This window comes from Cyanobacteria bacterium FACHB-DQ100 (assembly GCA_014695195.1).
GTDB lineage: Bacteria > Cyanobacteriota > Cyanobacteriia > Leptolyngbyales > Leptolyngbyaceae > Leptolyngbya.
Window position 1 is genome coordinate 36,007 of sequence record JACJNW010000028.1, and the last position, 22,014, is coordinate 58,020.

Here is a 22,014-nt window from a genome sequence, read left to right on the forward strand (position 1 = left end):
AATCGATCCTAATACCCGGAGCCGGAATATTATGCTGACGGGTGGAATCCAGATAGAGCAAAGTCAAACTACGAAAAGCACAATGTTTCTTTTGAGGAAGCTGCTACCGTGATGGAAGATGAACTACGCCCTGAGTACGACTTTTCTCAACTGGAAGGGGGTGTAGGAGGTAAGTATGTTGAGCGTTATCGAGCAGGGACAAATTTAGTTCTTCTTGATCCTGAGGTCGCTCAAGCATTCCCGACTAAAGATGCTGTAAGTGAAGCGTTGCGGTTATTCATGCAAGTTGCTCAGCGTCAGCCAGCTAACAATAATCCCGCTGCATCCGACTGTCCAGAAATGGTTATTCAAGTTCGAGAAGATGGTAGCGGCGGGTGATCAGGCGTATCAGCAAGTTAGGTTCCGGGGCGCGATCGCAGTTTCTCATCCATAAATGATCGATCGCCCAAAATCTTTAATTTTGGCCCGTACTTGCCAAACTCGACGACGCTGATCGACGCAGCAGGGGCATCAATACGATCGCGGTATCGTCCTAAATCAATTCCTAGCAATCCACAAAGCATGATCCGTATCGTTGCTTTATGTGAGACGACTAGCACATTGCCATCTGAGTATTTTGCTTCAATTTCAGCAATCACCAATTCAGAGCGACTGGCGATTTGAACGGCGGTTTCTCCTCCTGGTGGAGCATTCCAAGCAGGTTCCGTCATCCAGTGAATATAGGTTTCTTGATCATGTTCTTTGACATAATCCTGAGTTTTTCCTTCCCATTCGCCGTATTCAATCTCTCGTAATCCATCTCGCAATTGCATTTCTAATCCAACAGCTTCACAGAGCGGTTTTGCCGTTGCGATCGTGCGTTTCATCGGGCTGACATACGCAGCGTTCCAATCGAGTTTGGAGTAAGCTTTGCCGAAGGCGATCGCCATCTGTAAGCCTTCGTCGGTGAGATCAGGATCAAGTGAGCCACAGAAGCCCCCGGTTTGACTGTAGGTGGTTTCTCCATGACGCAGAAAATAAAGCGTTAAAGCCATAGGAATCGAAGAAGTTTAGGAGAGCGTTGAACTTTCTCAGGTTGCAACAATTGAACAGAACTTACATCAGTGATTTGGGGCAATGAATTGAACAAGGCTCTCCCGGCGGACAGACTTTGAGCGGCGGAACGTTCCAAATGGTTTGGGTGTATTCGTGAATAGCGCGATCGGATGAGAATTTACCCATCCGCGCTGTGTTCAAGATCGACATCCGTACCCAGTGGTCTTGATTACGAAACGCTTCGCCCACTCGCTCTTGAGCTTCGACATACGATCGGTAGTCTGCCAGAAGCATAAAGGGATCTGGTGACCATAGTGAGTCAATGAGCGGCTTGAACAATGTAGAATCGCCCTTCGAGAAAAAGCCCGACGCAATTTGATCGATCGCCTGCTTCAATTCCGGGTTCTCGTTGTAATACTTCATCGGTTGATAGCCTTCTGCTTTGAGAACTGCTACTTCTGAGGCGGTTAGCCCGAATAGGAAGAAATTTTCTGCACCGACTTCTTCCCGGATTTCGATGTTTGCGCCGTCGAGCGTTCCGATCGTCAGTGCCCCATTCATCGAGAATTTCATATTTCCGGTTCCCGATGCTTCTTTTCCGGCGGTTGAAATCTGCTCAGACAAATCGGCAGCCGGATAGACTCGTTGAGCGAATTTGACGTTGTAGTCCTTGAGGAAAACGACTTTGATTCGTCCTCGCACGTCTGGATCGGTGTTGATTACATCCGCGATCGAGTTAATTAATTTAATAATCAACTTCGCCATCTTGTAGCCGGGTGCAGCTTTACCGCCAAAAATAAAGGTGCGTGGAGTCACTTCTAGATCAGGATTTGCTTTGATGCGATTATATAAAGTAATAATGTGCAATACATTCAAATGCTGACGCTTGTATTCATGGAAACGCTTCGATTGAATGTCAAAAATTGAGTTTACATCGACTTCAATCTCATTCTCACGCTGAATATAGTTTGCAAGATCCTGCTTAATCGCTTGCTTAATTTGCTTCCATTCATCGCGGAACTGCGGATCATCAACAAACTGTTCTAGCTTGCGGAGTTCGTTGAGATTCTTAATCCAGTTTTCACCGATTTTACTGGTAATCAGGTGTGAGAGCCTGGGATTGCTCAGCACCATAAATCGTCTGGGCGTAACTCCATTCGTTTTATTGTTAAACCGCTCCGGATACATCTCAGCAAAGTCGCGCAGCACATCTTGCTTGAGAAGCTGAGTATGCAATTCAGCCACCCCATTGATCGAATAACTGCCAACGGTTGCCAAATTCGCCATTCGCACATATCGCTCCCCCGATTCATCAATCAAAGACATCCGCCGAATGCGATCGAGATCATTCGGGAATTTCTGCCGTACTTCATCTAAGAATCGCGCGTTGATGTCATAAATAATTTCTAGATGTCGCGGCAGCAATGACCCAAACAGACCGATCGACCAGCGCTCCAAGGCTTCAGGCAACAGCGTATGATTCGTGTAGGCAAACGTATTGCGGGTAACGTGCCAAGCAACATCCCACTCCAAGCCATGCACATCAATCAACAATCGCATTAATTCAGCAACCGCGATCGCTGGATGCGTGTCGTTCAATTGAAACGTGAAGTATTCGTGCAGCGTTTCGATCGGCATTCTTCTTTGTTCATGATGAGTCCGGATCACATCTTGCAGCGAACAAGACACGAAAAAGAACTGCTGCTCTAACCGCAATTGTTTTCCTTGGACTTGCTCATCGTTTGGATAAAGCACCTTTGACAAGTTCTCGGAAGCCATTTTGCTGCCCACTGCACCGTAGTAGTTCCCGGAGTTAAACGCTGCGAAGTCAAAAGACTCGACCGCTTGGGCTGACCAGAGCCGTAAGGTGTTTGCAGTGTCCGTTTTGTAGCCGAGAATCGGTGTATCGTAGGGAACTCCCTTTAAGACACGATTGGGAATCCATCTGACACGGTTGCGCCCCTGCTCATCGGTGTAGCGCTCAGTCCATCCACCGAGTTGAATTTCGACTGCCCATTCTGGTCGCGCTAGTTCCCAGGGATTGCCGTTTTTCAGCCATTTGTCGGTAATTTCAACTTGCCAGCCGTCGCGGATATCCTGATCAAAAATGCCAAACTCATAGCGAATTCCGTAGCCGATCGCGGGAATTTCTAATGTCGCCATCGAATCGAGATAACACGCCGCTAATCGTCCCAAACCGCCATTGCCTAATCCCGGTTCTTCTTCTTGCGCCAGCAGTTCATCAAAATTCAATCCCAACTCTTGCGTTGCTTGCCGCATTTGATCATAGATATCTAAGTTGATCAAATTGTTGCCCAGATGCGGCCCCAACAAGAATTCTGCCGAGAGATAGCACACTTGGCGCGGCTGTACTTTTGTGTAGGTTTGCGTGGTGATTAGCCAGCTTCGGAGTAAGCGATCGCGTACCGTATAGGCTAACGCCATGTAGTAATCATTCAGCGCCGCGATTTCTGGAAACTTCCCTTGGACATAAAACAAGTTATTCAGAACTGATCGTTTGAGCGTGTCCACATCGAGTCCGGTGCGATCGTCGCGAAGTAGCTCGTCTGTGGTTGGAAGTTGAATCTCTTCGGCTTGCATAAGTTTGGCGCGGTAATAGAACGCTCGGATAAAAAATTAGTTTTACAAGAAATGACAGACTGCCGATACGGTAGCAAAAAAAGCTATTGTTCAAACCATAAATCATCCTTAAGTCGGAGCAGTTAGGTAAGCCGCCCAATTCACAATCAACCCCAGTTCAGAATCAGTCCCAATTCACAATCAGCAAAGGTTTGAACTTAGAGATTTATTCCACGGTTGCGAAAGTAGTGGACAATGAACTTGCCAGCTAAAACTTTGACGTGAGAAAAGAGAGCTACTGGAATGACCCTTAACACCGTGACAACACAGCCGTTTTCCGATCAAAAGCCTGGAACTTCTGGCTTGCGGAAACTCGTAACGGTCTTTCAACAACCCCACTATCTTGAAAATTTCGTTCAGGCGATCTTCGATAGCATTGGTGATTTTGCCGGACAAACACTGGTCTTGGGGGGCGATGGTCGCTTTTATAACCGTCAAGCGATTCAAATTATCTTAAAAATGGCAGCTGCGAATGGATTTGGAAGAGTGAAAGTCGGTCAGGGCGGAATTCTTTCAACGCCTGCGACTTCTGCTGTAATCCGCAAATACAATGCGTTCGGCGGCATCATTCTCTCAGCCAGCCACAATCCCGGCGGAGCGGATGGCGATTTTGGAATTAAGTACAACATTGGAAATGGCGGCCCTGCTCCAGAGAAAGTTACTGAAGCAATTTACGATCGCAGTAAAACCATCACCGAATACAAAATTTTCGACGCTCCGGATGTCAATTTAGACATTCTTGGAACCACTCAACTGGAAAAGATGACCGTTGAAGTGATTGATTCAGTGATTGATTATGCAGCACTGATGGAATCGCTGTTTGATTTCGATCGTATCCGCCAATTATTCACAGGCGGCAAGTTTCGGATGTGCATGGATTCGCTTCATGCGGTGACAGGATCTTATGCTCACGCGATTTTCGAGCAGCGTTTGGGCGCACCCAAAGGAACCGTGCAAAATGGTATACCGCTCGAAGATTTTGGCGGCGGACATCCTGACCCGAACTTGGTGTACGCGCATGATTTGGTCGAAGTGATGTTCGGAGAGAATGCACCGGATTTCGGGGCGGCTTCGGACGGAGATGGCGATCGCAATATGATTTTGGGTCGTCGCTTTTTTGTCACACCGAGCGATAGTTTGGCGGTTCTAGCGGCAAATGCCACCTTAGTTCCGGGATATCGGAACGGAATCGCAGGAATTGCTCGATCGATGCCCACTTCGCAAGCGCCCGATCGCGTGGCGGAAAAACTCGGAGTCGATTGCTATGAAACGCCGACCGGATGGAAGTTTTTCGGGAATTTGCTCGATGCGGGGAAAGTTACACTCTGTGGCGAAGAAAGTTTTGGCACCGGATCGAATCACATTCGCGAAAAAGACGGATTGTGGGCGGTATTGTTCTGGTTAAATATTTTGGCAGTGAAGCAGCAATCGGTTGAAGAATTGATGCGTGAACACTGGCGGACTTATGGACGAAACTACTATTCTCGTCATGATTATGAAGCGATCGACAGCGATCGGGCGAACACATTAATTACTCAACTGCGAGACAAATTGCCAACGCTAAAAGGTCAGAAATTTGGTAGTTATGAAGTCGCTTACAGTGATGACTTTAGTTATACTGACCCGATCGATGGCAGTGTGAGTCAGAAACAAGGGGTTCGGATTGGCTTTACCGATGGTTCGCGGATTGTGTTCCGACTGTCGGGAACGGGAACTCAGGGCGCAACCTTGCGACTGTATGTAGAGCGGTATGAGGCTGATCCAGCAAAACACAATGCTGATCCACAAGATGCACTCTCGGACTTGATTCAGATTGCGGATTCGGTGGCTCAGATTAAGTCGTTGACTGGAATGGACAAACCGACGGTGATTACTTGAGGGTTAGTCGATTACCCGATGGAGCTTCGCCCCCTAAATCCCCCATGAATGGGGGACTTTGAAGATCAGAGAATTTCTTCAGTTTGGGGAATTTCTCCTTTCTCTTGGTCCCCCACTTGTGGGGGATTTAGGGGGCTAAAAATAACCCAAACGCAGCGGCAAAACCCTAATGTCGCCCAAACGCAATTCTTCTCTACCCGATATGACTCGTCGCATTCTCGCCCCCCTTGCAAGCCTGCTTCTCACGCTCACAACTGCGATCGCACCTGCACAAAGCCTTACAGTTCCGATTGCCACCTCCGAAGCTCGAATTCGTCAGCGACAGGAACAATTAAACCTCATCACACCCGCAGCTTACGATTTGACGCGCTACCCAGTCGTAGACGCAAACGAAACTCACTGGCGCAAACTCCTCTGGGCAACGGCAGTGATTGAGCCGCAAGATACTTACATCCGAGAGACGATCGCCCAAATTCTCACCCTCACGCCACAAAATCTCACACCTGCTCAAGCCCGTACCGTCGAAATGGCGCTACAGGTCGGGACACAGCTTTATCTCAGCAAGCCGACTCCGAACTTACAGCAAAAATTCATTCAAACGATCGCCCAAAGTTCCAATCCCCGATGGGTTGCGATGTCTCTGTCTGCACTGGCAAAATCAGGCACGAGTGTAACAGAGCAACAACAGTTAATTAACTTCATTGCACAACGCTTTCCACGCTGGTCTGAGAATGTAAGCCTTTACACAACAATTACAGAACTCACAACACCGACGCGCACCCCACCGATTAGAGATTTACTCGCCTGGACGATCGTTCCGAATCAACAGCAGCTTTATGTTTTTTGTAATCGCGATCGTTCTCAATTGTGTTCCGCTTTTCTCAAAGATCAGCGAGGGCGATTTGTGCGGGAAAATGGGCGACTGTGGACGATGCCATTGTTAACGCGATCGCTGCATAATCTCTCCTGGAATTTCTCACGCGGCTACACTCCGCAAGGTATTTACCGCATCGAAGGAACGATTCCACAACCTGATACAGATTTCTTTCGTGCCTATGGCTTTTATTCCTTAGTCCAGCTATTTGCGCCGCTTGAACCCGGAGTCAAAGAATTCATTCCCGGACGCAAAGGAACACTAGCTGGAAAGCTGGATGGATATAACGCATTACTGCCTCCAAGCTGGCGCAGCTATTTTCCAATTCAAGCAAGTTACTGGGCGGGAATGGCTGGACGCAACTTGTTTAGAATTCACGGAAGCGGAGAAAATCCAAGCTTCTTTACCAACAATCAGCGCTACCCGCAAAGTCGCGGCTGGAATCCTGCGATCGGCTGTCTTTCTGCACTGGAACTCTACGACAGCAACGGACGACTGCGATCGGCTCATATGCCCGGATTGTTAAATAAGCTCGGAGCAAAACCAACCGGATATCTAATTGTTGTAGAATCACCCAACACCACTGCTGCGATTTCTGCTCAGATTGAAGCCCTTTCCCGTTGAGCTTATGCGTATCTTTAATGCTTTAACATTAGTTCGACGAAATTCTTCGCTTCGTTTCGGTCGTCTTCTGCCCCCTAAATCCCCCATGAATGGGGGACTTCAAGCCCGTTCTACTTCAAAATCCCCCATTCATGGGGGACTTAGGGGGCTACCCAGATTCAACACCGTAGCGAATCCTTTCTGTACTACTCTCCTCTCCCTTGCTGTCATCGCTGGAACGGCTCAAGTCTCAGTCGCTCAATCTGCCGCAGACTATCGCCAACGAGGAATTCAGTACCGCAATCAAGAACAATTCGAGAGCGCGATCGCAGCCTTTGAAAAAGCCGTTGAACTCGATCCCAAAAACCTTGCAGGTCGGATTGGTCTAGGTTGGACATTGCACTTGGCGAATCGTCGCCCAGAAGCAATTGGTATGCTACAAAGTGCGATTCTCTACAATCCATTCAACATTGAGACCTTTAATGCGCTGGGGATTGCCTATCTGGTAAATGGCGATCTTTCTCAGGCTGTAGCGACACACACTTGGGCAACCATGCTCAATCCAAACAATGAAATCCCTTACTACAATCTGAGCTTATCTTATGAGAGATTAGCAATGTATGATTGGTCGATCGAATGTGCGAAACGCGCTGCTGAACTAGAACCAAACAATCCGCACCCTTGGATTGCACTCGCTATTGCTTATCAAGGTCAGGGCGATAAAGTCTCTGCTCAACAGATTTTTCAGCAAGCGATTACTGTTGATCCGAGATATGGCGATCGTAGCTCTCTCACCTATCTTGCCAGAGCAGGCTTTAGCTCAGAGCAAATCAAAACTGCCCAGCAACTTCTTGCAGCCAAGTAACTATGCAATTTACCTACCACACACCACAACACACCGATGAGATCAAGCAATTAGGCAAGATTCTAACCCAATGTTTTAATGCTCTTCCATCTGATGAAGCTGCTTACCTCAATCGGATCGGCATCGAGAACACTCGAATCTTACGCATCAATGACCAAATTGGGGGTGGATTGGGCTTACTGCATCTAGGACAGTGGTACAACGGTGCAAACATTCCAATGGTGGGCGTGGCTGCCGTTGGTATTGCACCGGAATATCGCGGCAAAGGAACAGCGATCGCGCTCCTGCAATCCGTTCTGCAAGAACTCCATACCAAAGAAACGCCAATCTCAGTCTTATTCTCGGCGGCTCAACCTTTGTATCGTAAAGCGGGTTACGAACAGGCGGGAACGCTTTGTCATTGGGAAGTTTCAACGGCGAGTATTCAGAGCAAACAACATACATTAGAGGTGCGATCGCTTAGCTTAGACTCTGAGATGTTTGCTGAACTGTACAATCAGCAAGCTTGCTTGAATCAAGGATTTCTCGATCGCAATACTGTGATGTGGGAAATGATCAAGCATTCTGAGTCCCCGATGTATGCTTATCAGTTTGAGAACGAAGGGTATATCATTTTTCAACAGCAACAGGATTGCTTGATCATCAGAGATTGGGTGTTATTAACCCCTGCGGCTGTCAAACAGTTCTGGACATTCCTAGCAAATCATCTATCCCAGATCGATCGCGTTGAATGGAAGAGTGCCTCAGTTGATGCTTTGAGCTTATGTTTACCGGATCAAACTGCCAAAGTTAAATGGATAAAGCCCTGGATGCTCCGAATTGTTCATCTACAAAGAGCGCTAGAATTACGAAACTATCCAGACATCAACGCTGAACTTCATTTAGACATTCAAGATGCGATGTTGCCCAACAATCAAGGTAAGTTCATTCTGAGCGTGGAGAATGGTCGTGGTACTGTAACATCCGGTGGACGCGGAGAACTACAGCTTGAGATCCGATCGCTTTCACCCCTCTACACTGGACTATTCACCGCAGAACAATTAGCACTCGCATCACTCCTCACTGGAACACCCGAAGCCATTCAAACTGCGACTCAAATCTTTGCCAGCCCTACCCCGTGGATGCCAGATTTCTTTTAGCGTTTCCGCAGAATGGTAGGATTAACCACGTAGTTTGTCTTTGCTGCCGTTATGTCTTCTGCGATCGAGCTTCGTGTCACCGATACCCACCATGATTTAGTGATCCAGCGTCCGGCTGGAGGTGTCTCGCTGCAAGGTCGAATTCGCATTCCCGGAGACAAATCGATTTCGCATCGTGCCTTGATGTTGGGAGCATTGGCGCAAGGAGAAACTATCATTCGAGGCTTGTTGTTAGGCGAAGATCCGCGCAGTACAGCCGAATGTTTTCGCGCAATGGGAGCGGAAATTTCGGAGTTGAACACCGAAGAAGTCCGGGTGAAAGGGATCGGATTGGGCAATCTGATTGAACCCGTAGATGTTCTGAATGCGGGTAATTCTGGGACAACTTTACGATTAATGCTCGGAATTCTGGCATCTCATCCCGATCGCTTCTTCACTGTCACCGGAGATAGTTCACTACGATCGCGCCCGATGTCCCGCGTGGTCAAACCCCTTCAGCAAATGGGCGCACAAATTTGGGGACGCAAACAAAATTCGCTTGCACCGTTAGCAATTCAGGGACAAGCCTTAAAACCGATTCACTATCATTCGCCGATCGCGTCTGCTCAGGTGAAATCCTGCATTCTTTTAGCAGGACTCATGACTGACGGACAAACCACAGTGACAGAGCCAGCTTTATCGCGGGATCACAGTGAGCGAATGTTACGGGCATTTGGAGCCGATCTGACAGTTGATCCTGAAACAAATAGTGTGACTGTGACCGGACAGGCAAAGCTTACCGGACAAACTGTGATTGTTCCGGGTGATATTAGTTCGGCTGCATTTTGGCTGGTCGCGGGTGCGATCGTGCCCGGCTCTGATTTGACGATCGAGAATGTGGGCATCAATCCCACCCGCACCGGAGTTCTGGAAGTTCTTGAGCGCATGGGAGCAGATATTACGATCGAAAATTCCCGCGAAGTCGCAGGCGAACCTGTAGCAGATCTGCGGGTGCGTCACAGCAAATTGAAAGCTTGTGAAATCTCTGGCGATGTGATTCCGAGATTGATTGATGAAATTCCCATTCTTGCGGTCGCTGCGGTGTTTGCTGAAGGAACCACGATCGTTAAAGATGCTGAAGAACTGCGGGTAAAAGAAAGCGATCGCATCACCGTCATGGCAACTCAACTGAATCAAATGGGTGCATCGGTTCGCGAACTTCCCGACGGCATGGAAATCACCGGAGGAACCGCGCTGAAAGGAACCGAAGTCGATAGCTATACCGATCACCGAATTGCGATGAGTTTAGCGATCGCGGCTTTGAATGCTGCTGGTACAACCACGATTCACCGAGCAGAAGCGGCGGCGATTTCTTATCCTGACTTCACGGCAACGCTGCAACGAGCGATCGCACGATGAATTTTGAAATTATTGGCGAAATTGATGACATTGAAACCATTGCAAACGGAAAAGGAATTCGAGACCTTGCTCGACTGCGGAAACAGTAGGGCAAGGCGAAGTGGCGAAAATTAAAAGGAACAGCGATGATTAGGTTAGAGAGCGGAGATGTTCGTCTAGCTGAGCTACATTGGTATGAAGCGCATGGAATTGGACGCAAGGAAATAAAACGTAAACGCTACTTGGATTAGAACCATGCAAGAAGAAACACCAAAATTTGCAATTTGCATTAAAAACGAAGGTTATCCAGCCTCTTTAGAGCTTCATAAGCTGTATCGCATTGTTCCGGACGCGAGTGCGACCAGAGACGATGATATTCGGATTATTGACGAGAGCGGAGAAGACTATTTGTATCCTGCAAGCTATTTTTTAGAGATTGATTTGCCAAGCACAACAAAAGATATCCTTCTGAAGATGGTCTAAGAAACGGTAATTTTTTGCAATCGGCTTGCAATTTCAATCGTTGTTTGATTATCGTCTGAGTAGCGCAACCTTGGTGAACCTCATGTCTACTCAACGGCATCAACACGCGATCGTGATCGGTGGCAGTATGGCTGGACTGCTTGCGGCTCGTGTTTTATCGGAACAGTTTGAGCGGGTGACGATCGTCGATCGCGATCAGCTTCCTCTCAGCGCAGAACCGCGTCGGGGTGTTCCACAATCCGTTCAGCCTCATGTGCTATTTTCCAAAGGCTACCAAATTCTAGAAGAATTGTTTCCGGGCATTGGAGAAACACTTGCGGCTCGTGGTGCAGTTGAATTTGATTGGGGCAAGGATTTTCTGTACTTTCAAAAAGGCAACTGGACACCCACAACAGAGACACCGATCGGGCTAAAATCTTACACTTGTACTCGCCCACTGCTTGAAAGTACAGTTCGACAACGAGTCAGCAGTCTTCCGAATGTTGAGCTTTTACAAAATCAGCGAGTGATTGGATTGTGGGGCAATGCGACTTCGATTCAGGGCATCAAACTGCAACAAGGAAGTCTATCGGCTCAGCTAGTGGTAGATGCGAGTGGTCGGAGTACCCACTTGCCGGAGTGGTTGCAAGATCTGGGTTTGGCTCCGCCGCCGATGACCGTCGTTGATCCTGGATTGGGCTATGCAACTCGTCGTTACCGCATTCCCGCTGAGGCTCTACCGGATGCAAAGATTGTCTTGATTAGTCAAGAAGCTCCAGATCAACCGCGTTTGGGATACTTAGCACAGGTAGAAGCGGATCAATGGATTGCAACTTTGGGTGGTTATGGGCGGGACTATCCACCTCTCAACGATCAAGGCTTTGTGAAATTTGCTCAAACTTTGTCTGACTCTGCGTTTTACCAAGCGATCGTTCATGCAGAGCCGCTTTCTGAAATTCAGGCACATCGAGCTACGGTCAATCGACTGTATCACTACGAGAACACTAAACTACCGGATGGTTTAATCGCGCTTGGAGATGCTGTGTGTGCGCTCTGTCCGATTTATGGTCAAGGAATGACAGTTAGTGCGATGTCGTCGCTGGTATTGCGTCGCTGGCTTCAGCGATCGCGAAACTCAACGTTCAAAGGCATGAGTTTTCAGAAGCAGCTCGCCCGGAGTAATGCGTTTCCTTGGTCAATTGCGACGGGTTCCGATTCTAAGTTCTCGACGACGAAGGGCGCGATTCCTCCAAGTTGGGCAGGAGAATTGTTTCAAGCTTATGCCGATCGACTTGCTGTTCGCGCTCAAAACGATGTTGACCTGCACCTACAATTTCTGCAAATCGGGCATATGTTAAAGTCTCCCGGTCTGTTGTTTCATCCTCAATTGATACTGAAAGCATTATTGTCGGTTTAGATGCAGCTTAGAAGAATAAGCTTCTCCGGTATGAACCATAATGGTAATAATCTGAAAGTTGATCGCGCTTGCTTCTCCTGGTTTTGCTCCAGTTCCCGCATTTACCGGATAAGCTGGAAAACAAGCCCCGCTTAAACTCAAGCGAATTGCACTCCCTTTCGGAATGCAAATACAGGTGGGCTGCAATGGGATTTGACATAGGGAAAGTTCAGGACGATCGCTGCTCAAATATCCTTGTGTAAAGTTCATTACACTACCATTCGGTTTGACTTCAGACAATACAGCACATAGATCAAAGCTGAGTGAATTAGAACTTGCATAAATCTCAACAATACTCTCACCGATTAAATGCAAATCAGCTTCTAAGGGTGCAGTTGTGTAGGTGAGGACATCACTGCGAGCATCAATGCTAGAACGATCGAACGATCCACAAGGATAAGCCACATGACCGCCCAAAGCCGGAACAGGTCGCCACGGATCATGCACGATCACATCGATCGCAGCTTCGGAAACTTGATTCTTTAACTGTCCGTCGCGATCGTCCATTCCCGCCAATCCAGTGCTACTTAGATGCAATGTGGTTCGATTGCTCCTGGGAAATTTAGAGAACGATCGCCACTTATTGCTCCCCATTTCAAACAATTGCACAGGTGAATCGTTTAGCTCTTTATCTTTGAGCCAATGATCAAACCAGCGAATCTGAGCGCGATCGCAAAAACTCACGGCATTCGCGCCATAGTCGATCGCGCCAACTTTGCGGCCCCAAGGTAGATGTGCCCACACTCCAACAATCAAATGCGCTTGCTTCGAGGATAGATACGATCGCAAGGTTCCCCGCATGTAAGTATCAAACCAACCTCCGATGTAGAGCATTGGAATATCAATTGCGCTCACATCAACGGTTAATTTCTGCCAATAAGAATCAGTTGGCTCAGAACGATCGAGCCAAGTTTGATAGTAAGCATCATAGTGAGCAAACTTCTGAATTAACTCTGGACGGGCGGGAATACGATCGCTCAACGGCAGATTTTTTGCGGCTCTAGATAGTTCTAAAAATGCGGATTCATCTCCCTTGAGTCGCGCTGTTTCTGCTGCCAGTTGAATTGCCCAACCTAAGTTCGCAAACAGACAAAATGCGCCATTCTCATATGCCCAGTCGTGATACACATCTGGAGCTAACATTGCTGGACAAATAGCTTTCAGTGCTTCCGGGCGGTTTACTGCGGCATAGAGTTGTGTCATTCCCTGATAAGAGAAGCCGTACATTCCAACCTTGCCGTTACTGCGGGGCAAACTTGCCGCCCAATTTACCGTCTCGAAACCGTCCTCAATTTCGTTCTCAAACAGCTTAAATTCGCCTTCTGACGTGCCTCTCCCCCGCACATCTTGAATCACTACAATATACCCTTGGGAGGCGTACCAAACGGGATGTGCATAAACGACCGTAGATGCGATCGCTCGCCCATACGGCTGCCGCATTAACAACACCGGAAACGTTCCTTCTGCATCTGGATAGTACACATCAGCATCAAGGCGGACGCGAACACTTTGTGAAGCGGAGCTACCGCGCGTGTACATCGAAACGGATTGCTTCGGCAAAACCTTCATCAATCGAACCTGTTGATTACTCTATCCATACGATAAGTGGGGAACAGGTGAACGCCGCAACACCGCTAGATCTTCTTCATCCAGTTGAGCAGGTGTGCCGCTGCGAATTAGTTCTGCAAAATCTTCGTTCGGAATCATGATACACAAGGCGTACAGTCGCTCAGATCCCGTATTGCAAACTTCGTGAATTCCGGTCGGAGGCACAAGCAAACTATCGCCCGCTCGAATTGGCACTTCTTTCCCGTCACAAATCGCGATCCCTTCGCCTTTAAGCACAAAGAACATCTCGACCGCCAGTTGATGACGGTTCGGTGGCGTTTTTCCACCCACATCAAAGATCTCAACACAAAGCGTTAGAGAAAAATTCGCGATCGCCGGATCAAACACGATCGCGAGACGATTGGTATCGTTTGGACTGATCCGATACGCCTGATACTCGGTCGGGGATTTGACGACTGGAATAACACAAGACTCTTCCATCGAATCATCCTCAGCGTGAAGGTTATTTGTAATTTATAGTTCGCAATCCGTAATTTCTGTTTATTTATTACGGATTACGAACTATAAATCGCTACTGCACTTGAGGAAGGTTGCCATTGCTAAACCAGACGGTACTCTGAGTTCCATCGGTACTTGTCCAGCGAATATCAGAGAAACCATCGCCGTTGTAGTCGCCGATCGTCGGTTGAAATCCGGCCGACTGAGTGGCGATCGGCGATATCTTTAGCGCTGTTCCAGAGAGCCACACCTGATTAACTCCGCTGCTGGGATTGCGAACGAGAAAATCAGTCTTGCCATTGCCATCAAAATCAGCCGTCTTGATGACAAAATCGCGACTGCGACCGGGAAGCGAAAACTGGAACGACAGTGGCTGCAAGTCGGTTGACCAGACCCAGAGCTGATTTTGTCCAGTCAGGCGATCGCGCCAAAATACATCACTGCGCCCGTCACCATTAAAATCAATAATTTCTGCGCTCGAAGTGGGAGACTTGGAGCGAGTGCTTTCGACTTTAATGGCTAAAGTTTCCAGATCAATCGTGGCAACGGCGTTCTCTCCAGTTAGAGAATTGCGCAGAAACAAATCGGTTTGCTGATCGTTGTTAAAATCTGCGATCGCGATTTCCCAACCTGCACCAATCTCACCGCTGGATTGCTTAACGCGCTGAGTGCCATTCATCAGCCAAATGTTGTAGTCTCCGGTGGTGGAGTTGTACCAGAAGAAATCGCTTTTGCCGTTGGCATCAAAATCTCCGATCGTTTCTGTCCAATTGCCTTGTAAGGTTTCGAGACAGGATTTGGCTTGAATCGAAGTGCCATTGATCAGCCAAACTTCGGTGTCTCCGGTTTTTGTGTTGCGCCAAACTAAATCTGTTTTGCGATCGCCGTTAAAATCGCCGAACTTCGAGGGTTGCCAATCCCTGGACTTGCCAGAGAGAGAGCTTGAACCGAGCGATCGTAGCCCATCAATCAATGTAATTTGTGAGACACCCGTATTCGGATTGAAACTAAAGATATCCGTGCGACCATCAGCATTAAAATCAGGAATTTTTAGAGGATTTAAAGTATTAGGAATCGCCATACTGCATTCTCTTATAGGAAACTGCGACACCTCAATATGTCTGCATTCTAAAATTTCTGCAACAAGAGAGTGGTTTCATAGACATATAGCACTATGGCGATTAACCTGTCGATACCGAGGTTAGGCTATCTTAATCCCGTTCAAAAGCTGGATCGAATGACTCACGAATCCGAAACATTGCTTTACGTTATACAGCGTTGCTTGCAGGCAGAACTCTGGAGAGGTGGTAGCGGTGCAGTCTTCGAGCAAGATGCAGTCATATCCGAGAAAATTCGCATCTTGTAGAGTTGCCATCACACACTGATCCGCATTTACACCAGCGAAAAACAGCGTCGTTTTCCCCGAATTTCGCAGAATACTATCCAGAGGAGTATCCCAAAATCCGCTCATGCGATATTTGTCAATTTTGATGTCCGCGTCGATCTGTTTGAGTTCATCGACGATCGCGGCTGCCCAACTATCCTTTTCCAGCACCGGAGCCTGATTGTTCGGCAGGGGATCACCGAGTCCGACTCCAGTTCCAGTAGGGTTGTACACATGACGAGTCGCGGGACTAATGTTGAGCAAATCCGGGCGATTTCCCCAATTGATCCAAACGATCGACATCCCAACTTGGCGCAAAATTGGAAGCAATTGTTGAATCGGCACAATGGGCGATCGAGCCGGAGTGACATCGACTCCAATATGTGAGAGCCAGCCATCCGGGTGACAAAAATCGTTCTGCATATCAACGATCAACAATGCGGATTTTGTCAGATCAAGCCGTAGTGTTTTCGTTGCGGTTTGAAGTGTAATCGGCTGGGGTGGAAGTGGAGGTCGCGTCAGATCGGCGATCGATTCATCGACATACCAGGCATTCGGAGGGACACCAAGCGGGTGCAGGGATGGGTTCATAAGGTGGGGAACTCTGATTACAAATCGTTCTTCTATAGGTACTACAACAGTTTTATATCAAGCTGTTTATCAGAGCACGAATTTAAAGAGCAACATCATTTGCTGTAGGTTCGATTGGCTGAATTTTCTGATACAACTATTCTTAATTCTTGGGCTTGTTCGATTAAATCAAAACTCTAATTCTGTGGATTTAGCAATGCGTTTTTCTACATTAACAGCCTGCACGATCGGGTTAATTTCTGCCTCAAATTCGGTGCAAAAAACAGTGGCTCAAGATGTCGTTGTGCCAGAAGCAATTACCCCGATCGCAACTCAGCCTTCAGTCGCCTCTTCTCAAGCGGTTCCCTCTGCCGTTGTTGAAGCCCCTCGCCCGACTCCAGAATTTTCTCGTAAATCGAGCCAGGTCGCTCAGTCGATTGTGCCCCCTCAAGCCCAACCGCCGCGATCTCAGCAAACGCCGCCTCGATCGCCTAGTCCGGCATCCCCAACGCCACCGGATGTCGTGCTGACTGCAACCGATGTGCAAATTGTCGGTGCCTCTGCCGAACTCCAGCAACTTGTCCGCGCTCAGATCCAAACGCAGCCTGGAGGCAACGTCAGCACCGCCCAACTTCAGCGCGACATCGCCACGATCCTAGAAACGGGCTTGTTTAGTACCGCTACCTTTACCACTCGCACCAATCCCAACGGATTAAGCGTCGTCTTTCAGGTGCAACCCGCGATCGTTCGGGCTCTAAATCTGGTGAATGCTCAGGCGCTGACTCCGACGATCGCCAATCAATTCTTTCAGGCTCAGTTTGGCGCACCCGTTAGTCCAACCGCCATCAATGAAAGCATTCGTCAAGTTAATACTTGGTATCGCCAAAACGGATTTAGCTTGGCGCGAGTGATTGGTGTGGTGCCCAATCGTGAAGGGGTGTTGACCGTAGAAGTGGCAGAAGGTACAGTCTCAAACATTCAAATTCGCTTTACCGACGAACAAGGCAGACCGACCAACGACAAAGGCGAACCGATTCGCGGCAGAACCAGAGAAAGCTTTTTGCAAACTCAAATTCAACTAAAGCCGGGGCAAATTTTCCAAGAGTCCGCTGCCCGTCAAGACCTGCAACGCATTTTACAAACGGGATTGTTTACCAACGGGCGCATTTCTCTTGAAGGCGATGCCCGTCGCACAACGGTTGTCTATAACCTCACCGAAGCCCGTAGCCGCGCCCTAAACGTTAGTGGTGGAATTAACGACGACTTAGGCGTATTTGGCAGTTTCAGCTACAACGACAACAACTTTAACGGAGTCGGACAGCAACTCGGCGGCAATGTCTCGGTTGGAACTCGTGATGTTCAGTTTGATGGGCGATTTGTCAGTCCCTATCGTGAGACTGAGCCGGACAAATTAGGCTACAGCGTCAGTGGTTTTCGGCGACGCGGAATTTCGCGGGTGTTTGACGACGACACCAGCCGATTAGCGAACGGCGATCGCGTCCGGGAAGGTCGCTTCGGTGGAACCGTGGCGGTGAATCGTCCGATCGGGGAGGGTTGGAACGGAACCTTAGGGGTGAACTATACGCGGGTGAGTTTGCGGGATCAGGGTGGAAATGTGGTGAGGCGCGATCGCAATGGTGCGCCGCTGTCATTTAGTGGCACGGGAATTGATGATGTGACGACGGTGAATTTTACGGCGGTGCGCGATCAGCGAAATAATCCCGTCGATCCGTCAAGCGGCTCGATCTTATCGCTGACGACCGAGCAATCGATCCCGATCGGGCGGGGCAGCATTCTTTCCAATCGTCTGCAAGCGAACTATTCGCAGTATATTCCGGTGAATTTCTTTAATCTGGAGAAAACGCAGAACCAGCCGGAAGTGTTGGCGTTTAATGTGCAGGCGGGAACGACGATCGGGGATCTGCCGCCGTACAATGCGTTTTCGCTGGGAGGTGCAAATTCGGTGCGGGGATATGATATTTCCAAACTAGGGATTGGTCGCAGTTTCGTGTTGGCTTCTGCGGAATACCGTTTTCCGATTTACAGCATCATCGGCGGGGCGGTCTTTGCGGATTTTGGGTCGGATTTGGGGTCAGCGAATTCGGTGTTAGGAGCGCCAGGGGAAGTGCGGGGATTGCCGGGAACGGGATTTGGATTCGGGGTTGGGCTTCGGCTGAAGTCGCCTTTGGGGACAATTCGAGCGGGGTATGGAATTAATAACCAGGGTGAAAGCCGACTTCAGTTTGGGTTTGGGGAGAAGTTTTAAGAGGCTTAGGGTTGGCGAAAGTTTTGCTTCGGGTTGATCGGCTGATTGCCCCCTAAATCCTCCACGAGTGGGGGACTTTGAGAAAATTGAGATTTGCCACATTTGTTGGGTGGTTGAATGAGGTACGAACCTGAAGCAAACCTTAAGTTGCGGACTTCCACGTTCCATGAAAGCCGATCGGGATCACTTCGGGTAAGCCTAATCGACACACAGGCTGATCGTTTAAACGATCGCTATCGAAAACCCAAACTTCACTCTGATCGCGATTGCCATCGTAAACAACGGTGATAATCCAACCTTGATTGGCATCGATCGCGTCCGGTGCGTAAATCGGCTCCATCGGGTAGCAATTCTCACCGCAATCTGCTTCAACCAATGCTCCGGTTTTTTGATCAAATCGAGCGATCACGCCCAAGATTTCTTTCGCTGCATCGGCATTCCGACGATGCAGCGAAAGATAGGTCTGTTGCCAGGATTGCCCAACCTCTACGGGTTTGACAACTGGAAATTCACAATGTCGATCGAGCAATTCCTGCTGCTCCAACACCTTTCCAGTGAGTGGATTAACTCGAATTTGCCAGAGTGTCGATCGTGCTGATGTCTGAGTTTTTCCGGTTGCCACTTGTCTGAAATATTCGTTTGTGTTGAAGTCAGCGTAACGAATCACATCAACCACAGCGTTTCCATCACGATCGACGCAAGCATTGCCAAAGTGCCATTGATACCAGGGATCGGTTTCGCCTTGGCTAATCAGTTTTAGAGTTTGACGATCGAACACCAAGACCTGAGTTCCTTTCTCTGGTTTCCAGTCAAACGAGTCGCTAAAACTCTTCAGCCGAGTTAACAACAGCAACGGATTTACTCGCACAGGCGGAATGAAGAACAAGAGATACTGTCCTGCCATGACAAAATCATGAATCAGCGGAACTCCATCTAATTTGTGACTGTCCTGTTGTTGTAGCTTGCCGTTGGCATCTATGCGGTACAGATTGAGAATCGTATCTTTCCCGAAGCTGACTCCGAAATTATAAAAATCGCCTGTCTGCGGATCGCGTTTTGGATGTGCGGAAAATGGCAGCGAATCGGATAAGCCTCCCAAATTATCAAGGCTGCGGGTTTGGAGGGTTTCGAGATCGAGCGCATAAGGATGTCCGCCTTCCCAAAGTGCGAGGAGTCGATCGTTCAACGCTAACACCGAAGTATTCGCCGCATTCTTCAATCCTTTAGTGAAGCGATCGATCAGTCCTCCGGGTGGCAACATTCCATATCCGGTGTACATCAACCGTCCAGCGCGTTCTTCGTCGAGAAATTCTGGCGTTTCAACATAGCGATACACACCTGTTGCGCCTGTTTGATCAAAATGCACTCTCAAGATTGCACCATCGCCATCAAACCAATGTCCAACGCGAGTGTTACCCCGCTCTAATCGAGCTGGGCCATTGCGATACAAAGAACCGCGTAATCCTGCGGGAATTGCACCAGAAAGGAGCGGAAGTGTTGTTGGCGCAAATCCTTTTGCTGTATGTAAGACTGATTGATTCCAGGTGTACGATGCCTCTGGCGCAGGAAAACCTGTTCGTGTTGCAGCTACCATAATTCTCTCAATTTAACGATCTTCTGTCTTTGAGTTCGACAGAATGTCGTGTGTCCCTAATACAATCGTACAGCCTTGTTCTTTGGCAGAATCAAGTTCTAGAACTGTATGCAAATCACTCCGATGTCGGGACTGTCTGATACAATGAACGGCGTTGTCAACTAGATGTACATCCTTTGAGCCAATCGATCGATGATCTACCCAAGGTAGACGATTTTCTACAAGAACTTGCCACGATTCAGCAAACAGGGTCGAAGCGGATCGCGATTTTGGGATCGCGTCACGTTCCGATTACGCATCAAACCTTGATCGAACTGATGACCTATGCCCTAGTGCTAGAAGGGAATCGGATTATCACTTCCGGTTCTACGGGAACCAATTTCGCCGCGATTCGGGGAGCGCTACGGGCTGATCCATCGATGCTGACGGTGATTTTGCCGCAAGGACTCGATCGCCAGCCGCGCGAATCGCGTGAGCAGCTTGAAACGGTGATGCACCTGGTTGAATGCCCAGAGAATAATTCTTTATCATTGGGTGAAGCGAGTGCGCTGTGTAACCAGGAAATTATTTCGCGCTGTCAGCAATTGATTTCGTTTGCGTTCCACGACAGCCATACCTTGCTGCAAACCTGCCGCGATGCCGAAGATCAGCGTAAAGTTGTGACCCTGTTCTATTTTGATTAACTTATGCTGTTTGGACTCTCTGTTCCAAGTCTGCTGTTGATTGCGATCGCCGTTGCGGTCGTGTGGATTTACTTACCGTTTTTGGTCGTGGCATACGGACGAGTGCAAATCGGCTACAGCAAAGAGATCATGGCGGCTCCTCGCGCTGCGTTTGACAAGCTTCCAGACTATGCAAAACGCGCAACCTGGGCCCACCAAAACGCCCTCGAAGCCTTCCCGATTTTTGCTGCGGCTGCACTGATGGCGTATGTCACCAATCAGACTTCTGAAATCGCAGGATGGGCGGCGATCGTGTGGATTACTGCACGATTTTTGTTTCCGGTTTTTTATATTTTGAACATTCCAACTTTGCGATCGCTGATGTTCGGAATTGGTTCGATTTGCAGCTTTACGCTAATCGGATTAAGCTTGATCAGCACGCTTTAATTATTGCTTATGGCTTCTACTTTTTCGTTTGATATTGTTAGCGACTTCGATCGCCAAGAATTGGTCAACGCGATCGATACGACCAAGCGCGATGTCCAGAGTCGCTACGATCTCAAAGACACGAAAACGGAGATCGAACTCGGTGCGGATACGATCACAATTAATACCGATAGTGAATTTACGCTGGATGCGGTGCATACTCTAATGCAGCAGCGAGCAGCAAAGCGCAATTTATCGCTGAAAATTTTTGATTACGGTAAGATTGAGTCCGCGAGTGGAAATCGCGTTCGGCAAGAAATTAAGCTGAAAAAAGGAATTAGCCAGGACATCGCAAAGCAAATTACCAAAATTATTCGCGATGAATACAAGAAGGTTCAAGGCTCGATTCAAGGCGATGCAGTGCGCGTTTCGGCAAAATCAAAAGATGATTTGCAAGTGGTGATGCAACGGATGAAGCAAGAAGATTTTCCGGTGGCGTTGCAGTTTACAAACTACCGATAGGTTGTGGAGTTTCTGCCGTATACATCCATCTTTTTTCCGCTTCGTTGCCATCGGCTTCAGCGCCCTAAATCCCCCAAATTGGGGGGCTTTGAACTTGAAGAAATCATTGCATTAGAACACTCTTTTTTCTTCAAAGTCCCCCAGAATGGGGGATTTAGGGGGCGAAAGATCTCAGCCATCGCAGATCGATCGAC

19 protein-coding genes and 2 pseudogenes are annotated in these 22,014 nt (G+C 48.4%); 14 read left to right on the forward strand and 7 right to left on the reverse strand.

All coding sequences use genetic code 11. The annotated features are described in order from the left end of the window. Nucleotides 1–42 precede the first annotated feature (42 nt). Nucleotides 43–111, forward strand: a pseudogene (locus H6F51_11420) (BrnT family toxin). Beyond that, the gene (locus H6F51_11425; GenBank protein ID MBD1823087.1) at nucleotides 112–378 is read left to right on the forward strand and encodes a hypothetical protein; all 267 of its coding nucleotides are present in this window, start codon (nucleotides 112–114) and stop codon (nucleotides 376–378) included. It begins immediately after the preceding pseudogene. A gap of 17 nt (nucleotides 379–395) precedes the next feature. On the opposite strand, the gene H6F51_11430 is transcribed toward H6F51_11425, so the two are convergent. Both H6F51_11430 and H6F51_11435 read right to left on the reverse strand, forming a co-directional pair. Beyond that, nucleotides 396–1,034, reverse strand: coding sequence for a histidine phosphatase family protein (locus H6F51_11430; protein ID MBD1823088.1), 639 nt, complete (start codon nucleotides 1,032–1,034; stop codon nucleotides 396–398). Between the two features lie 61 nt (nucleotides 1,035–1,095). Next, complete coding sequence (locus H6F51_11435) at nucleotides 1,096–3,636, reverse strand: glycogen/starch/alpha-glucan phosphorylase (GenBank protein MBD1823089.1); 2,541 nt, start codon at nucleotides 3,634–3,636, stop codon at nucleotides 1,096–1,098. Nucleotides 3,637–3,918: 282 nt separating this feature from the next. Here H6F51_11435 and H6F51_11440 point away from each other — a divergent pair, with 282 nt between their 5' ends. The 8 genes and pseudogenes from H6F51_11440 to H6F51_11475 all read left to right on the forward strand — a co-directional run bounded on the left by H6F51_11440 (nucleotide 3,919) and on the right by H6F51_11475 (nucleotide 12,290). Further along, entirely contained in the window at nucleotides 3,919–5,553 is a 1,635-nt protein-coding gene (locus tag H6F51_11440) for an alpha-D-glucose phosphate-specific phosphoglucomutase (protein MBD1823090.1), read from the forward strand. Between the two features lie 202 nt (nucleotides 5,554–5,755). Continuing rightward, entirely contained in the window at nucleotides 5,756–7,051 is a 1,296-nt protein-coding gene (locus tag H6F51_11445; GenBank protein MBD1823091.1) for a hypothetical protein, read from the forward strand. Nucleotides 7,052–7,136: 85 nt separating this feature from the next. Then, nucleotides 7,137–7,895, forward strand: a complete 759-nt coding sequence (locus H6F51_11450; protein ID MBD1823092.1) for a tetratricopeptide repeat protein — start codon at nucleotides 7,137–7,139, stop codon at nucleotides 7,893–7,895. A gap of 2 nt (nucleotides 7,896–7,897) precedes the next feature. Further along, the gene (locus H6F51_11455; protein ID MBD1823093.1) at nucleotides 7,898–9,034 is read left to right on the forward strand and encodes a GNAT family N-acetyltransferase; all 1,137 of its coding nucleotides are present in this window, start codon (nucleotides 7,898–7,900) and stop codon (nucleotides 9,032–9,034) included. A gap of 51 nt (nucleotides 9,035–9,085) precedes the next feature. Further along, nucleotides 9,086–10,432, forward strand: a complete 1,347-nt coding sequence (gene aroA, locus H6F51_11460; protein MBD1823094.1) for a 3-phosphoshikimate 1-carboxyvinyltransferase — start codon at nucleotides 9,086–9,088, stop codon at nucleotides 10,430–10,432. Beyond that, nucleotides 10,429–10,662 (forward strand): annotated as a pseudogene (locus H6F51_11465) (hypothetical protein). The gene aroA and the pseudogene H6F51_11465 overlap by 4 nt, the downstream one beginning before the upstream one ends. A 4-nt stretch (nucleotides 10,663–10,666) precedes the next feature. Next, nucleotides 10,667–10,894 (forward strand): hypothetical protein, encoded by a 228-nt coding sequence (locus H6F51_11470; GenBank protein MBD1823095.1) that lies wholly within the window; start codon nucleotides 10,667–10,669, stop codon nucleotides 10,892–10,894. Between the two features lie 82 nt (nucleotides 10,895–10,976). After that, nucleotides 10,977–12,290: a monooxygenase gene (locus H6F51_11475; protein ID MBD1823096.1), complete on the forward strand. Its 1,314-nt coding sequence runs from the start codon at nucleotides 10,977–10,979 to the stop codon at nucleotides 12,288–12,290. On the opposite strand, the gene H6F51_11480 is transcribed toward H6F51_11475, so the two are convergent. From H6F51_11480 to H6F51_11495, 4 genes are all read right to left on the reverse strand, one after another. After that, nucleotides 12,276–13,898 (reverse strand): CocE/NonD family hydrolase, encoded by a 1,623-nt coding sequence (locus H6F51_11480; GenBank protein ID MBD1823097.1) that lies wholly within the window; start codon nucleotides 13,896–13,898, stop codon nucleotides 12,276–12,278. The two genes, H6F51_11475 and H6F51_11480, sit on opposite strands and share 15 nt — an antisense overlap. A 21-nt stretch (nucleotides 13,899–13,919) precedes the next feature. Then, nucleotides 13,920–14,378 carry a cupin domain-containing protein gene (locus H6F51_11485; protein ID MBD1823098.1) on the reverse strand — a complete coding sequence of 153 codons (459 nt, stop codon included), beginning with the start codon at nucleotides 14,376–14,378 and terminating at the stop codon, nucleotides 13,920–13,922. A gap of 91 nt (nucleotides 14,379–14,469) precedes the next feature. Further along, nucleotides 14,470–15,477, reverse strand: coding sequence for a VCBS repeat-containing protein (locus H6F51_11490; protein ID MBD1823099.1), 1,008 nt, complete (start codon nucleotides 15,475–15,477; stop codon nucleotides 14,470–14,472). A 120-nt stretch (nucleotides 15,478–15,597) separates the two neighbouring features. After that, complete coding sequence (locus H6F51_11495) at nucleotides 15,598–16,371, reverse strand: cysteine hydrolase (GenBank protein MBD1823100.1); 774 nt, start codon at nucleotides 16,369–16,371, stop codon at nucleotides 15,598–15,600. Nucleotides 16,372–16,567: 196 nt separating this feature from the next. Here H6F51_11495 and H6F51_11500 point away from each other — a divergent pair, with 196 nt between their 5' ends. Continuing rightward, entirely contained in the window at nucleotides 16,568–18,616 is a 2,049-nt protein-coding gene (locus tag H6F51_11500) for a BamA/TamA family outer membrane protein (GenBank protein MBD1823101.1), read from the forward strand. A 142-nt stretch (nucleotides 18,617–18,758) separates the two neighbouring features. Here H6F51_11500 and H6F51_11505 read toward each other — a convergent pair whose 3' ends face one another. After that, nucleotides 18,759–20,210: a carotenoid oxygenase family protein gene (locus H6F51_11505; protein MBD1823102.1), complete on the reverse strand. Its 1,452-nt coding sequence runs from the start codon at nucleotides 20,208–20,210 to the stop codon at nucleotides 18,759–18,761. 176 nt (nucleotides 20,211–20,386) lie between these two features. Here H6F51_11505 and H6F51_11510 point away from each other — a divergent pair, with 176 nt between their 5' ends. The 3 genes from H6F51_11510 to H6F51_11520 are packed head-to-tail and all read left to right on the forward strand — an operon-like array spanning nucleotide 20,387 to nucleotide 21,820. Beyond that, on the forward strand, nucleotides 20,387–20,893 hold the full coding sequence (locus tag H6F51_11510) for a DNA recombination-mediator protein A (GenBank protein MBD1823103.1): 507 nt from the start codon (nucleotides 20,387–20,389) through the stop codon (nucleotides 20,891–20,893). Nucleotides 20,894–20,896: 3 nt separating this feature from the next. Continuing rightward, on the forward strand, nucleotides 20,897–21,319 hold the full coding sequence (locus H6F51_11515; protein ID MBD1823104.1) for an MAPEG family protein: 423 nt from the start codon (nucleotides 20,897–20,899) through the stop codon (nucleotides 21,317–21,319). Nucleotides 21,320–21,328: 9 nt separating this feature from the next. Continuing rightward, nucleotides 21,329–21,820: a YajQ family cyclic di-GMP-binding protein gene (locus tag H6F51_11520; GenBank protein ID MBD1823105.1), complete on the forward strand. Its 492-nt coding sequence runs from the start codon at nucleotides 21,329–21,331 to the stop codon at nucleotides 21,818–21,820. Nucleotides 21,821–22,014 lie beyond the last annotated feature (194 nt).

Coding starts and splice junctions, on each gene's coding strand:
- H6F51_11425 (MBD1823087.1), top strand. CDS start 112: ATGGAAGATGAACTACGCCCTGAGTACGACTTTTCTCAACTGGAAGGG.
- H6F51_11430 (MBD1823088.1), bottom strand. CDS start 1,034: ATGGCTTTAACGCTTTATTTTCTGCGTCATGGAGAAACCACCTACAGT.
- H6F51_11435 (MBD1823089.1), bottom strand. CDS start 3,636: ATGCAAGCCGAAGAGATTCAACTTCCAACCACAGACGAGCTACTTCGC.
- H6F51_11440 (MBD1823090.1), top strand. CDS start 3,919: ATGACCCTTAACACCGTGACAACACAGCCGTTTTCCGATCAAAAGCCT.
- H6F51_11445 (MBD1823091.1), top strand. CDS start 5,756: ATGACTCGTCGCATTCTCGCCCCCCTTGCAAGCCTGCTTCTCACGCTC.
- H6F51_11450 (MBD1823092.1), top strand. CDS start 7,137: ATGAATGGGGGACTTCAAGCCCGTTCTACTTCAAAATCCCCCATTCAT.
- H6F51_11455 (MBD1823093.1), top strand. CDS start 7,898: ATGCAATTTACCTACCACACACCACAACACACCGATGAGATCAAGCAA.
- aroA (MBD1823094.1), top strand. CDS start 9,086: ATGTCTTCTGCGATCGAGCTTCGTGTCACCGATACCCACCATGATTTA.
- H6F51_11470 (MBD1823095.1), top strand. CDS start 10,667: ATGCAAGAAGAAACACCAAAATTTGCAATTTGCATTAAAAACGAAGGT.
- H6F51_11475 (MBD1823096.1), top strand. CDS start 10,977: ATGTCTACTCAACGGCATCAACACGCGATCGTGATCGGTGGCAGTATG.
- H6F51_11480 (MBD1823097.1), bottom strand. CDS start 13,898: ATGAAGGTTTTGCCGAAGCAATCCGTTTCGATGTACACGCGCGGTAGC.
- H6F51_11485 (MBD1823098.1), bottom strand. CDS start 14,378: ATGGAAGAGTCTTGTGTTATTCCAGTCGTCAAATCCCCGACCGAGTAT.
- H6F51_11490 (MBD1823099.1), bottom strand. CDS start 15,477: ATGGCGATTCCTAATACTTTAAATCCTCTAAAAATTCCTGATTTTAAT.
- H6F51_11495 (MBD1823100.1), bottom strand. CDS start 16,371: ATGAACCCATCCCTGCACCCGCTTGGTGTCCCTCCGAATGCCTGGTAT.
- H6F51_11500 (MBD1823101.1), top strand. CDS start 16,568: ATGCGTTTTTCTACATTAACAGCCTGCACGATCGGGTTAATTTCTGCC.
- H6F51_11505 (MBD1823102.1), bottom strand. CDS start 20,210: ATGGTAGCTGCAACACGAACAGGTTTTCCTGCGCCAGAGGCATCGTAC.
- H6F51_11515 (MBD1823104.1), top strand. CDS start 20,897: ATGCTGTTTGGACTCTCTGTTCCAAGTCTGCTGTTGATTGCGATCGCC.
- H6F51_11520 (MBD1823105.1), top strand. CDS start 21,329: ATGGCTTCTACTTTTTCGTTTGATATTGTTAGCGACTTCGATCGCCAA.